Raw genomic sequence first — 13,812 nt, 5'->3', positions numbered from 1 at the left:
AGCCACCCGGCGGCACATGGCTGTGCCCCGGCTCGCCCGGCAGCCGAAAACGAATGCTACGGTGCGTGTTCGTGCTATGACGATGTGTACACGCCGAGGGGATGCCCGTCGGCTTTCCCACTCCTGTCCCCGATGACGATTTCGGAGGTCACTTCCTGGTGCGGCGAATCATCGAGAGCCTGCGCTGCCGGTTGCCCGGGATGAGCCCCGCCGTGCTCGGCGGCACGCTGACGACCCGTCTGCTGGCCACGGCGATGAGCTTCGTGGCGGGCGTGATCGCCGCCCGCGACCTGGGGGTCCATGGCCGGGCAATGCTCGCCCTCATGGTCTCCGCCCCTGCCGTTCTCAGCATTCTGACGGTCCTCGGCATGGACAACGCCAACGCCCGGTTCGCCGGCACCTCGCACACGGCGTTCCGTCAGATCGTCCGGGGGAGCCTGGCGTTCTCCCTGATCGCCGGTTCGGCAGCCGCCGGGCTCTGGCTGCTGCTCGGTCATCACTGGCCGGTGCTGCTGCTCGGCCTGCCGTTCCGGTTCGCGTTGCTCGCGGCGGCCATGTGCCCGGCGACCCTGCTGACCACGCTGCTCGGCACCGCGGAGATCGGCCGCGGCCGGGTCATGACGTACTACCTCGCGACCGCACTCCCCTCGCTCTGCTACCTCGCCGGAGTCATCGGCCTGCGGGCAACCGGATCGCTGACCGTCACCAGCTGCTTCCTGGCGGCACTCGCCGGGCATCTGGCGGCGGCAACCGCGCTCCTGGTCGCCGCCACCGTACGCGTGCACCCCGACGGCGAACGGGTGCCGGCCCGGGCCTTCGGCAGCTTCGCGCTGAGGGCCTATCTGCCGAACCTCATTCACTACGGAATGCTGCGCCTCGACGTGCCAGTGATCCAGCTCCTGGCCGGGTCCACGGCGGTCGCGATGTACGTGGTAGCGCTGCCGGTGGCCGAAGGAATGCTCCTGATGCCGACCACGGTAGCGCTGATGATCTTCCCCCAGGCGACGTCGGGTTCGCTGGACGCGCACGCGGTGACCCGGATCACCCGGACCGTCCTCGGCGTCGCCGCCGTAACGGCCGCCGGGGCGGCGGTGGCCGCGCCCTTCGTGGTTCCCGCGGTCTACGGGCCGCTGTACGCCGCGGCGGTTCCGGTGATCTGGGTCGTCCTGCCCGGGTTGGTGCTGTTCAGCGCGGGTCGCTCACTCCAAGCCTATCTGGCGGCCACGGACCTGCTCCGGCCGGTGATCATCGCGACCGCCCTGGGTGCCGTCGTCAACGTCGTGCTGCTCGGGGCGTTGACCACCTCCTTCGGTGCGGTCGGTGCCGGTGCCGCCGACTCGGCCGGATTCCTGGTGTTCGCCGCGCTGCTCGGCCGCGCCATCCGGTCGCGAGTCCGCTCCGGGCACGCTGCCGGGAAGCGGCCGGCGGCCGCCCGTCCGTCAGCTCCGTCGGTGCGGCAAGAACGGCGAGAGCCGAGAACCCGACCGGTCTGGGCCGCGCTGACCGGGCTGGTCGGCGAGGCACGCCGGCACGCGCACTCGTGGCGGGCGGCGGGCGTCCTGGCCGACAGAGCACCTCTGGCCGCGGCGGCACTGCTGGCCGCGGCGACGGTCGGATATCTGGCGACCGCATCCAGCCCCGTAACCATCGCGAGCGGGCTGACGGTCATCGTGCTGACCTGCGTGCTGACCCCGAACGTGGGCCTCTACACCCTCGCGGCCGTGATCCCGCTGTCGCAGTCCACCGTCGGGTCTTCACTCGTCACCTCGAACCGGCTGGTCGCGCTGATGCTCGTCTGCCTGCTCAACCGCGCCCTCACGGGCCGGGAGATCGTCAGGCCGAGGCCGGCCGGCACACTGATCACCGTCGGCACGGTCGGCTGCCTGGTCGCCGCCACCGCCGTGGCCGGCGGCACCACGCGGTTGGGCACCGGGACCTGGCAGTACCTGCTGCTGGCCTGCGCGCCGTTGCTGCTGCTGCCGCTCGTCGCCGGACCCGGGCCGACACTCGACCGGGCGCTTTTGGTGTTCTGCGGCGGCAGCGTGATCCTTGCCGTGATCGAGATCGCACGGACCGACTCCGTCTTCGCGGCCCGCACGGACCTCGCCGCGGCGGACAGCGCCGTCCTGGCCATCACCCAGCCGGGCATCGCCAACCACAACGCCGTGGCCGCACTGTTCATCATGGCGGCGGCCGTACTGCTGGCGCGCTTCCAGACGATCCGGCCACGCCTGCACAGGTGGGCGATCGGCGGCGGAATCGTCGTGCTCACCATCGGGATCGCATACTCGTTGAGCCGCGCGGCATATCTCGCCGGGATCGCGATGCTGGTGGTCTACGCCTATCGCCGGGCGCTGCGCGGCATCCTGGCGTTGGGATTCGGCGCGGCCTGCCTGGTACCGCTCATGCCCGCCGCGATCGCGGCCCGGTTCGGCCTGGTGCTCGGTGGCAGCACGCTGGACACCGACTCCGCGGTGCGGCTCGATCTGTGGAGCAGCGCGCTGCGGATGTTCGACGCGCACCCGCTCTTCGGTGTCGGCTATCTGAACTTCGCGGGGCAACTGCCCGCCTTCTACCACGCCACGGGTCATTACAACGTGATGTTCCTCCAGTTCCCGCTCCTCGACTTCGCCCACAACACCTACCTGACGGTGCTCTCGCAGACCGGACTGGTGGGCGCGATCGGCTTCGGCTCACTGGCCGCGCTCGGCGTCCGCCGGGCGTGGACCGCGCTCCGATCGGGTGATCATGCGGGTGAGGCGGCGCTCCTGGCCATGGTCGGTACGGGGATCTGCTCGGTGTTCGGCGAGGTGCTGCTGGTGCCCACCCTGTTGTCCGGTCTCGTGCTGATCGTCCTCGCCGCGAAACCGGCAGCGGCTGATGAACCGGTGACAGCCGGCAGCCTGGTGCCGGCCAATGAACCGGTGACAGCCGGCAGCCTGGTGCCGGCGCCTGGTCAGGTGACGCGATGAGGCGACCGGAGAGCGGGAAGCCGCCGCTGCGGATCCTGCAGATCACCTCGACGGCGGTCGGCGGCAGCTGGTTTCACGACCAGGTGCGGGGCCTGGCCGAGCTCGGGAACGAGGTGTGCGCGGTGCTGCCGCGCGAGGGTCCGCTCGCCGACCGGCTGCGAGAGATCGGCGGTGTACGGGTGGAAATCATTCCGTTCGGCCTTTCCCGGCGGATCAGGCAACTGCCCGGCCTGCTCCGCGCACAGTGGCGGCTGACACGATTCGTCAGGGAGTACCGGCCGGACGTCATCCACTCGCATCTGATCATCGCGATGCTGGCGGGCCGGGTGGCCTCGATCGGCTGGCGGTCCGCGCTCGTGGTGTCCCAGGTCCCGGGCCTGGTGCACTTGCGGATGGCGCCGTTTCGCATCCTGGACCGGCTCTCGCTGCACCGAGACGACCTGGTGCTCGGATCATGCCAGGAGATCGCGCGCCGCTATCAGGCGATGGGCGCGCGGTCGGTCGCGGTCAGCTACTACGGCTGCGACGTGCACCGGTTCGATCCGGCCACACCACCGGATCCGTTCCGCCGGGAGTTCAAGATCAGCGACGACACACCGACGGTCGGCATGGTCGCCTACATGTACCCGAGCACGTTCCGGGACTTCCGGGAGATCGGCGTCAAGGGGCACGAGGTCTTCATCGACGCCGTCCCACTGATTCTCCGTCAGCATCCGGGCGCCAGGTTCTTCGTGGTCGGCGACGAGCTGATCGGGGACGGGAAGTACCGGCGAGAACTGGAGCACCGCGCCGCTCGGCTCGGCGTCGCCGACCGGATCCGGTTCACCGGGTTCCGCTCCGACATCAGCTCGGTCATGGCTGGACTGGACGTGCTGGTGAACCCGTCGATGGACGAGTCCGCGTGCTACACGGTGGTGGAGGCGATGCTGATGCTCAAGGGCGTCGTCGCGACCAATGTCGGCGGCCTGCCCGACACCGTCCGGCACGGGAAGACCGGTCTGCTGATCCCGCCGGCCGATCCGGCCGCCCTGGCGCAGGCCGTGAACGAGCTGATCGCCGACCCTGCGGCGCGGCGCCAGCTCGCAGGCCGCGGCCGTGAACTCGCACTCCGCCAGTTCGACATCACCGGGACGGTGAACCAGGTGAACGAGCTCTACCACCGAATGTCGGCCACCCACGCGGCACGCAGGCGGCTCCGCCGCCCGGAGCACCCGGCATGACGGGCCCGACGACGGGACCGACGCTGGCAGGACTCGCCCGCAAGGCGGTGCGCGACCTGCGACGCCCCAGTTTCCCGGTCGACGCGGCCTCGCGACCGGGCGGAATGCCGCCGGGCCCGCCGGACAGGTACCCACTCGACCTCAGACCGATGACCGCCGGATCCCTGCTCGATCACGAAGGCCTGGTCGTGACACGCACCGCGACCGGCGATACGTACCGCAACCCCGTCTCGATCAGCCTGTACGCGCTCGGCCGGCACACCGGCGCACTCGCCGCCGGCCAGTCCCCCACCGACCAGCCCCCGGCCCTGCGGGCACTCCTGACCCAGGCCGCCTGGCTACGGGCCGCGCAGGACGGCAACGGCGGCTGGCGCTACCCGGTATCGGTACCCCGATACGGGGTGCGCCCCGGGTGGTACTCCGCGATGGCCCAGGGCCTGGCGGTATCCGTGCTGCTACGCGCGCACGCGGTCACCGGCGAACGCTCCCTCCTCGACGCGAGTGAGGGTGCGGCAGAGCTGATGCTCCGGCCGCTGGCCGACGGTGGCTGCGCGGACTACGACCGGCAGGGCCGCCCGTTCCCCGAGGAGTGTCCGTCGGACCCGGCCAGCCACATTCTCAACGGCGCCGTCTTCGCGCTCTTCGGCCTCCTCGAACTCGGCCGGGCCCAGCACCGCCACGCCCACCAACCGATGGCCGACCGGCTCCGCGACTCGCTGACCGACTTCGACCTGGGGTACTGGACGAGATACGACCTCCAACACCATGCGCCCGCCACTCTCGCCTACCACTGTCTGCACGTCGCGCTGCTGACCGCCGCCGGAAGGGTACTCGCCGACCGGCAGTGGCTGACCGTGGCAGCACGCTGGGATCGCTACACCCGTAACCCGGCCGGACGGTTGCGGGCCGCCGCAGGCAAAGGCCGCTTCGTGCTGAGGGAGTACCGTGCCGAATCCTGACCAGGACCGACAGCGTCCCGGCAGCGGCCCCGCGTCCGCCGCACCGCTGCGCATCCTCCTGCTCGCGCCGGCCGCCTCGGCGCACACACGCCGCTGGGCCGATGATCTGGCCACGCGCGGGCACACGGTTTCGGTGTGCAGCTGGCACGATCCGGGCCCCCGTCCCGCCGACTGGCGAGTCGCGTCGGCACCCGCGGCCGGATCATGGTGGCCATGGCGGGCGGCGCGCGCGGCCGGCTGGCTACGCCGCGAGGCGCGCAGGGTGCGTCCGGACATCATCCACGTGCACTCCCTCGGCGTCCACGGCGCGATGTCCCTCGCACTACCGGCACAGACCGCACCGTGCCTGATCACTCCCTGGGGCTCCGAACTCCGCGCGGCAACCCGGCACCCCGGCCGGGCGCTCGTAGCCTGGCTGACCCTTCACAGGGCCGCCTGGGTCGTGCCGACCTCCCACGAGGTCGCCGGACACGTGGAACACCGGTACCGCATCCCTCGATCGCGGATCACGACCCTGTCCTGGGGAGTACCAGACGCACTGCTGGACGCCCGGAACAACGCCGACCCGGGACCGGTTCGCGCCAGGTACGGCATTCCAGCAGATGCCACGGTCGCCCTGTCAATCCGCAGCACGGCCGAGGTCTACCGAACGCACGAGATCGCGGCGGCCTTCACCCGCGCCGCACGCGTCCGGTCCGACCTCTTCCTCGTGGTGCTCGCCGGTCACCGGCCCGCCGACGCCAAGGCCAGACGGGCGCAGCACCAATACCTTGCGAGGGTGCGTCAACGTATGGCAGAACAGGCCGACCGGACTGTTCTGATCGAAGAGCCGCTCAGTCAAGCCGAGATGTTCAGCCTGATGCGCGCAAGCCACTTCGCAATCTCGGTACCCCGGAGCGACCAACGCAGTTCATCAGTCCTGGAAGCGGCGGCCGCCGGCTGTCGCCTGCTGCTCTCCGACATCCCGCCCTACCGCGAACTGGCAGCGGACGGCCTGCACACGGATCCGCTCCCCGACCCGCTGGAAGCCACACTGACCGACGCGCTGACACACGCACAGCCGCTGACCGCCGACGACCGGCAGGCGAACCGGGAACTGATCGACCGGACCGAACGCGGCTCAGTAAAGATCGCGCAACTGGAGCAGCTGTACCGGGACTTGACCCGGCCGTCAACTTGACCTGGCCCTGCTATGCAAAACGTTGTCAAGAGGGCGCGCTTGTTCGACCTCCTCAGAGGCTCTCCGTCGGCGTGATAAACGTCGTGCCGAGCGCACGTCGTGCCGTTCGGCACCCGCAGGTAGCCAGACAGCTCGAGGAAGTCGAGGTACTGGTTGAGCAACTTTGGCATCCACGGGCGGCAGGTCGATACCGTGTGGCATCGAGCTTCCCCGCTTGAGCGGGCGGTGGTGATTACCTGGCCAGGATGGGTTCGGGCAGTTCGACGGCCACTGGTTCGGCCCTCGCCTGGTCGGCGCAGTACTTCGCCTGGTGCTCGTCCGGGCTGAGCCAGCCGAGGCGCTGTTGGACGCGGCGGGTGTTGGAGAAGCCGTCGATGGAGACGAACAGGGCGAGGTCGGCGTCGGTGCGGGTCGCGAAGGTCGTGCGGCGCACGCACTCGGTCTTCAGGACTCTCCAGAAGTTCTCCGTGAGGGCGTTGCCGTAGGAGTCGCCCACGCTTCCCCTAGTCGGCTCGATTCCCGCTTTCAGCAGGCGAGTTGTGAGCTTGATGGACGTGTATCGACACCCGTGGTCGCTGTGATGGATCAGCTTCCCGGGTTCGACGGGCCGGCCGTGCAGGGCGTACTCCAGCGCGGTGAGCACAAGGTCGGCGTCCGCGCGCTCGGAGGTGTGCCAGCCCACGATCCGGCGGGAGAAGGCGTCGCGGATCGTGGCCAGCCACCACGGTCCCTCGCCGGTCGGGATCAGCGAGACGTCGGCGACCCGCAGCCGGTTCGGGGCGCCCGCGGTGAAGTCGCGCTGGACCAGGTCCGGGGCGAGGTCGGCCGCCGGGTCGCGGCGGGTGAGGGAACGGGGCCGACGCGGGCTCACGCCCTGCAGGCCGGCCTGGCGCATCAGGCGCTCGACCCGTTTGCGGCCGACGGTCGGGTCCGCGGCGTCCGCTCCGCCGCTCGGCGTCCACGGGCTCGGGGATGGCCTGCACCCGTCCGGCGACCTGGTGGACTGACCGCGCGACTCGGTCGGCGTGTCAGTCGGACGCCGCGGCCGGTCGGTGGTGCCGGCAGGGGACGGCGGGCGCGACCTCGTGGCCGGCCAATGGTGCCATTCCCGTCGTCCACCCGGGGGTGCCGTCGACGCGGCCGACGACGAACACCCGGTTCTCCCCCGACGCCACGTGGTGCCGGTAGGCGTGGATGAACGGCGCGGCGTCCAGCTCCAGGAGGTGGGAGAGGACGTTCTCGACCAGGCAGTACGGGCAGCCTTCGGTGAGCCGTACGCGCGGCGGTGCACCGTCCTCCAGCGGAGGCTTGTCCGGAAGGATGACGCCGCCGTCCGCGGTCACGCCGAGCATGAGGCTGCCGGAGGCGGTGTGCGTGGTGGCGATGATCCGGCGGAACAGCCGCGTGGACGTGCCGGTGCGCGTCGCCCGGCCGCTCGCCGGCGTCCGGAGGGCCCGCACCACCGGGACGACCAGCAGCAGCGCGGCGGCACCGAGCAGCACGCAGGCCACCGGCACCAGGAAGGCGGGGCCGCCGTGCGAGCCGACGTACAGGGTGCCGCCGCTCCAGATTCCCAGGCTGACCAGGTTCCCGAACCGGGGCGCTTCGGACCGGCTGACGCTCACCGCGATCCGTAGGACGTCCCAGACAGCCAGCGCGGGCAGACAGAACGAACCGAGCGCCATCACGACGTCCACGCGTCCACCCCCCAGCCGCGGCGACCCTGTGCGGACTCGATTGGACCGCTCGGCCTGACGCCGTGTCAATCTCGGTGGCGCAGCGGTCTGGTGTTCTCCGCCCGGCACCTGAGCTGTCCCACAGTCGCCGTGACCGGGTGCGCCGGCCGGGACTCGTTCCCGGTCGGCGCACCCGGTCCCGCTCAGGCGGCGCGGCGGCCGGCCGTCACTGGCCCACCCGTCCGTCGATGCGCTCGCGCAGCGGATCGGCGTGCCCGCAGTGCGGGGGCCTGCCGTCGGGCAGGAGCTCAGCGCGGGCGAGGCGGCCGAGTTCGCCCCCGAAACGTGATCCCCGCCACATCTGTCGCCGGTGCAAACAGAACAACGGTTCTTTATAGTGAGGCCACAAGCAGAACCGCGATTCTTTTTGCAGGGGGTGTGGTGCCTCGACTCACCGACGCACGCAAGGAACTCCGGCGCGCCCAGATCACCGAGGCCGCCGTACGCTGCTTCAGCCGCAACGGCCTGGAGCGGACTTCGATCGCCGACATCACGGCCGAGTCCGGCCTGTCGACGGGCTCGATCTACGCCCACTACCGCAACAAGGCCGACCTGGTGCAGGCCTCCGCCCACGCGGTGCTCGCCAAACGCGCGGAGGCCCTGGGCGCGTACGCCCGTAGCGACACCCCGCCCGACCCCGACGAACTGCTCGCCCGTCTCATCGCCGGCATCGACCCCGTCGAAGCCCGGGTCGGCGTGCAGACCTGGGGCGAGGCGACCAACAACCCTGCCATTCACGACATCGTGGTCGCCACCATCGACGGGATGCGCGCGATGGTGCACGACAGCGTCACTGCCTGGCTGGTCAAGGTCGAACACGTCGAACCGGCCGAGGCCGCGGAGCGCGCCGACCCGATCGCCCACCGGGTGCAGAGCCTCTACCTGGCCCACCTGCTGTACACCGCCCTGCAGTCACCGGCCGAGGAGACCGCGTCATGACCACCCTGACCGCTCCCTTCGCCGGCCGCACCGTCTTCCGGGTCGGCTACGGCGCCCTCCAGCTCGAACGCCTGCACCACAACCGCGGCGAGGCCGTCGCCCTGCTGCGCCGCGCGGTCGAGCTGGGCGTCGACCACGTGGACACCGCCCAGTTCTACGGCTTCGGGTTCGCGAACCAGGTCATCCGCGAGGCGCTGCGCCCCGAGGACGGCGTCCTGGTCGTCACCAAGGTCGGTGCCGACCCCGACCCGGGTGGGCCGATGCCGCTGCGTCTCGCGCAGCGGCCCGAACAGCTGCGCGCCAGCGTCGAGGACAACCTGCGCAGCCTCGGCGTCGACCGGCTCCCGGTGGTCAACCTCCGCCGGCTCGACTCCGGCCCCGGCCTCCGCCCCGACGGCGACCAGGTGGTCGACCTCGACGACCAGCTCGACGTGATGATCGCCCTGCGCGACGAGGGCAAGATCGGCGCGATCGGTCTGAGCAGCGTCACCCTCGGCGGCCTTCGCCGCGCCCTGCCGGCGGGCATCGCCTGCGTGCAGAACGCGTACAGCCTCGTCGCCCGCGACGACGAGGACATGCTGCGGCTGTGCGCGGCCGAGGGCATCGCCTGGGTGCCGTTCTTCCCACTCGGCGGGTCCTTCCCGGGCCTGCCCAAGGCGACCGACGAGCCGACGGTGCACGCCGTCGCCGAATCCCTGGGCGTCACACCCTCCCAGGTCGGCCTCGCCTGGCTCTTGCACCGCGCCCCCAACGTGCTGCTCATCCCCGGCACCGCCGACCCCGCTCACCTCGAGGCCAACACGGCCGCCGGCGGGATCACTCTCGACGCCGCCACCCTGGCCACCCTCGACGCCGTTGAGTCCCGCTCCGCCGAAGTCCCCATCGGCTGACCAGCCCCCGACCAGGACGGAATCATGAAAGCCATCGTCTACCGCGACAACGGCGGCCCCGACGTTCTCCAGTTCGTCGACCGCCGCCTGCCCGTGCCCGGCCCCGGCGAGGTTCGCGTCCGGGTCGCCGTGTCCGGGGTCAACCCGACCGACTGGCAGGCCCGCTCCGGCCCCGCCCATACCAAGCGGTTCTCCGAGGTCACCCCGCACCTCGACGGCGCCGGCACGATCGACGCCGCCGGTGAGGGTGTCGACCAGAGCCGGGTCGGTCAGCGCGTCTGGCTGTTCATGGCCGCCGCCGGGCGGCCCACCGGCACCGCCGCCGAGTTCACCGTCGTGCCCGCCGAACAGGCCGTACCGTTGCCCGACGAGGCCGGCTTCGACGTCGGCGCCGCACTCGGCGTCCCCGCGCTGACCGCGCACCGCGCGCTCACCGTCGCCGAGGACGGGCCGCGCCGCCTGCGGCCCGGGGCGCTGGACGGCAAGGTGGTACTCGCCGCGGGCGGGGCCGGAGCGGTCGGGCACGCGGTCATCCAGCTCGCCCGCTGGGCCGGCGCCACCGTGATCAGCACGATCAGCGGCCCGGAGAAAGCCCGGCTGGCCACCGCCGCCGGCGCCCACCACGTGATCAACTACCGCGAGGGCGACCCGGCCGCCGAGATCCGCACTATCGCCCCGGACGGCGTCGACATCGTCGCAGAGGTGGCGCTCGGCGCGAACCTCGCACTGGACCTGGCCGTACTGCGAACCCGCGGCACGATCTCGACCTACGCCAACGACGGCGGCAAGCCGGTCAAACTGAACGTGCCGCACAACATGGTGCTCAACACGCGCCTCCAGTTCCTGGTGCTCTACACAGCCGGTCCGGAGGCGCGCGCCGCGGCCGCCCAGGACGTCGCCGCCGCAGTACGCGACGGCGCCCTGCCGGTCGGCGAGGAACACGGCCTGCCACTGACCCGCTTTCCCCTCGACCGCACCGCCGACGCGCACCGAGCGGTCGAGAGCGGCACGGTCGGCAAGGTCCTGGTGGACATCACGTCCTGACGCCACCGTGCACCCCACCTCGCCGTGAGGGCAGATCCCGCCCCGGACCGGCGCTGTCAGCCGGCGGCGGCCTCGGCAGCATGACGTGCGTCCAGGAGCGCGGTCTGTTGCTCGGTCAGCTTCCCTTCGGTGCGGGCCGTCGCCTGCTCGCGCAGCCACGCACCGGGCCGGAAGGACGGGTCGTCGCCCAGGCCAGTGCGGCTGCCGGGCCGGTGGCGGCGCCGCCGCCGGGGAGGTGGCAGAGCATCCGGTGGTGGGAGCGGTTCCAGTCGGGGTCCGGGCACCCCAGCGGGACCATGGCGGTGAGCTCGGCGTCCAGGCCGCGGACGAGCTCGTCGGCCTTGCGCTGGCAGGTTCACTGCAAAGTCCCGGTGATCGTGTGAGTCCGCAGGTCGCCGCGGTGCGAGGAGTACGGGCCGAGCCGTCACGAACGCATCGAAGCTCCGGTTGAACGGGGTGACCTTCCCAAGTCGCCTCGCACCACCGGAGCTTCGATGTGCCGCCAGTCTGCCGCCGTCTACCTGATCAAGTCGCCCGCTCCGGACAGCGTGGCGGGATTGTCGCTGGTGGAGCGGCAGCGGGAGAAGCCGAGATCACACCCGTCATTGATGAGGGTGCGGCGGCGGGCGAGGTCGCCTGAGCTGTCCAGCGGGCCTCCGCCGAGAGACGATGGAGGGCAGCGGGACGGAAGGCGAGGTCGAGCGACGCGACTGGATCGGACGAGGCCGCCAGTATCGGTGGCGGGCAGAAGGAAGGCCGGGAATGAGCGCCTCCGATACGGGCCCACCTCCGGTCGGCACGGTACGGGCTGCCGCGTCCGAGCCCGGTGGCCTGCTGGACCTGCTGGGTGTGGCCGCAGCGGTGTTGGACGCGGATGGGCGGGTCACCCTGTGGAGCCCGCAGGCCCAGGATCTCTTCGGCTGGAGCGCCGAGGAGGCGCTTGGCCGGTACGCGGCCGAGCTACTGGTCGCCGAAGAGAACCGGGGGCTGATCCTCGAGCTGTTCGCCGAGGTGATGAGTGGAGGCGGGCGCTGGGCGGGGGTGTTCCCGGTACGGCACAAGGACGGCAGCACCCGGCTGGTGGAGTTCCGCAACATGCGGCTGCAGGACGAGCGCGGCTGCCTCTACGCCTTGGGGATCGCCACCGACGAGGCCACGCTACGTGACGTCGAGCGCGATCTTGCCCTGTCGGCGCGGCTGGTGGCCCAGTCCCCGATCGGGCTGGCGGTGCTGGACACCGACCTGAGGTACGTCCTGGTCAACCCGGCACTGGAGCGCATCAACGGCCTGCCGGCCGAGCAGCACCTCGGTCACGAAGTCCGCGACGCGCTGCCGTTCCTCGACACCGGGGCCGTCGAGTCCGCGATGCGCCAGGTGCTGGCGACCGGCAAGCCGCTGGTGGATCAGTTCACGGTCGGCCGCACGCATGCCGATCCGGACAGCGACCACGCCTGGCGAGCGTCGTACTTCCGGCTGGAGGACCCAGCCGGGCAGGTGATCGGCCTGGCCGTCACGGTGGTGGACGTCACCGAACAGCACCACGCGGCCGCCGAGGCCGCCCGCGCCCGACAGAGACTGGCACTGGTCGCCCAGGCGTCCATACGGATCGGCACCACCCTCGACCTCGGCCGGACCGCCCAGGAACTGGCCGACTTCGTCATCCCCGACCTCGCCGACGTCGCCGCGGTCGACGTTCTCGACTCGGTCCTGCGCGGACGCCCGCCCACACCCGGGCCGGTCGCGGGGCCGGTGACCCTGCGGGCCCTGGCCGTGGCGGCGGCCTACCCCTCCGACGCCTTGCGCGCCGCCGACCCGGTCGGGGAGATCGCCAAGTACGAGGCCAACCGCCTGGTGACCCGGTGCGTGACCACCGGCCGTCCAGTGCTCGTGGCCCACGTGACGGGCGAGGACCTGCCGGGCATTGCCCGAGACGGCGAGGCCGCAGCCGTGCTGGCCCGAGCAGGCCTGCGCTCCTACCTGGCGGTGCCGCTGATCGCCCGCGGCGAGGTGCTCGGCGCCCTGGACCTCAAGCGCGTGCGCGATCCGCTGCCGTTCGGCGAGGACGACATCGTGCTGGCCGAGGAGCTCGCCGCCCGCGCCGCCGTGTGCATCGACAACGCCCGCTGGTACCAGAGCCAACGCAACACGGCCCTGACCCTGCAGCGCCACCTGCTGCCGCACGTGCCCACGCGGCCCGTCGGTCTCCAGGTCGCCTCCCGGTACCAGCCCGCGGGACGCGCCGCGCTGGCCGGCGGTGACTGGTTCGACGCCATCACGCTGGCCGGCGACAAGACCGCCCTGGTCGTCGGCGACGTGATGGGCCATGACATCAACGCCGCCGCCCGGATGGGCCAGCTGCGCACCGCCACCCGCACCCTGGCCGATCTCGACCTCGACCCCGCTCAGGTGCTGCACCACCTCGAACGCGTCACCGCCGAACTCGGCGAGACCACCGCCACCTGCGTCTACGTCGTCTACGACCCGCACAGGAGGCGGTGCCGCATCGCGCTGGCCGGCCATCCGCCCCCCGTGCTCCACCGCCACAGTCGGGCCCCGGTGCTGCTGGAGCTGCCCCCGGGTGCGCCGCTGGGCGTCGGAGGCGTCCCGTTCGAGTCCGCCTGCGTGGAGCTGGCGCCCGGTGACCGACTGCTCCTGTACACCGATGGCCTGGTGGAGACCCGTGACCAGGCCATCGACACGCGCCTTGATGCCCTCATGAGCCTGCTCCGCGGACCCAGGCTCTCGCTGGAAGCAACCTGCGACCGTCTGCTGACCGCATTGCGGCGGGCGGACGACGACGATGACGACGTGGCCCTGCTCATCGCCGAGGTCCACTCCGCGCCGGGTCCGGTCGGACACACGCTGTGAGGGA

General features: G+C 71.5%; 9 protein-coding genes and 1 pseudogene. 8 read left to right on the top strand and 2 right to left on the bottom strand.

The genetic code is table 11. From position 1 onward, the window contains the following. The first annotated feature begins 158 nt into the window (after positions 1-158). The 4 genes from KSNIM_RS37430 to KSNIM_RS37415 all read left to right on the top strand — a co-directional run bounded on the left by KSNIM_RS37430 (position 159) and on the right by KSNIM_RS37415 (position 6,331). Positions 159-2,972: an O-antigen ligase family protein gene (locus KSNIM_RS37430; RefSeq protein WP_263107644.1), complete on the top strand. Its 2,814-nt coding sequence runs from the start codon at positions 159-161 to the stop codon at positions 2,970-2,972. After that, positions 2,969-4,192: a glycosyltransferase family 4 protein gene (locus KSNIM_RS37425; RefSeq protein ID WP_263107643.1), complete on the top strand. Its 1,224-nt coding sequence runs from the start codon at positions 2,969-2,971 to the stop codon at positions 4,190-4,192. Before KSNIM_RS37430 ends, KSNIM_RS37425 begins: the two co-directional genes overlap by 4 nt. Positions 4,193-4,341: 149 nt before the next feature. Next, a complete protein-coding gene (locus KSNIM_RS37420) occupies positions 4,342-5,151 on the top strand; it encodes a D-glucuronyl C5-epimerase family protein (protein ID WP_263107642.1) in 810 nt (269 codons plus the stop codon). Next, the gene (locus tag KSNIM_RS37415) at positions 5,138-6,331 is read left to right on the top strand and encodes a glycosyltransferase family 4 protein (protein WP_263107641.1); all 1,194 of its coding nucleotides are present in this window, start codon (positions 5,138-5,140) and stop codon (positions 6,329-6,331) included. Before KSNIM_RS37420 ends, KSNIM_RS37415 begins: the two co-directional genes overlap by 14 nt. 232 nt (positions 6,332-6,563) lie before the next feature. On the opposite strand, the pseudogene KSNIM_RS37410 reads toward KSNIM_RS37415, so the two are convergent. Both KSNIM_RS37410 and KSNIM_RS37405 read right to left on the bottom strand, forming a co-directional pair. Continuing rightward, a pseudogene (locus tag KSNIM_RS37410) lies at positions 6,564-7,250 on the bottom strand (IS3 family transposase); the annotation flags it as partial. 109 nt (positions 7,251-7,359) lie between these two features. Then, positions 7,360-8,028, bottom strand: a complete 669-nt coding sequence (locus tag KSNIM_RS37405; RefSeq protein WP_263107640.1) for a hypothetical protein — start codon at positions 8,026-8,028, stop codon at positions 7,360-7,362. Positions 8,029-8,448: 420 nt separating this feature from the next. Here KSNIM_RS37405 and KSNIM_RS37400 point away from each other — a divergent pair, with 420 nt between their 5' ends. The 4 genes from KSNIM_RS37400 (at position 8,449) to KSNIM_RS37385 (ending at position 13,808) form a co-directional block, all read left to right on the top strand. Then, positions 8,449-9,006, top strand: coding sequence for a TetR/AcrR family transcriptional regulator (locus tag KSNIM_RS37400; RefSeq protein ID WP_263107639.1), 558 nt, complete (start codon positions 8,449-8,451; stop codon positions 9,004-9,006). After that, on the top strand, positions 9,003-9,896 hold the full coding sequence (locus KSNIM_RS37395) for an aldo/keto reductase (RefSeq protein ID WP_263107638.1): 894 nt from the start codon (positions 9,003-9,005) through the stop codon (positions 9,894-9,896). Before KSNIM_RS37400 ends, KSNIM_RS37395 begins: the two co-directional genes overlap by 4 nt. Before the next feature lie 24 nt (positions 9,897-9,920). Beyond that, complete coding sequence (locus KSNIM_RS37390) at positions 9,921-10,940, top strand: NADPH:quinone reductase (RefSeq protein WP_263107637.1); 1,020 nt, start codon at positions 9,921-9,923, stop codon at positions 10,938-10,940. Positions 10,941-11,702: 762 nt separating this feature from the next. Then, positions 11,703-13,808 carry a SpoIIE family protein phosphatase gene (locus tag KSNIM_RS37385; RefSeq protein WP_263107636.1) on the top strand — a complete coding sequence of 702 codons (2,106 nt, stop codon included), beginning with the start codon at positions 11,703-11,705 and terminating at the stop codon, positions 13,806-13,808. Positions 13,809-13,812 lie beyond the last annotated feature (4 nt).

This window comes from Kitasatospora sp. DSM 101779 (assembly GCF_025655475.1).
Taxonomy (GTDB): Bacteria; Actinomycetota; Actinomycetes; order Streptomycetales; family Streptomycetaceae; genus Kitasatospora.
Note: the sequence above shows the minus strand (reverse complement) of the source record. Positions and strands in the feature narration are given on the sequence as shown.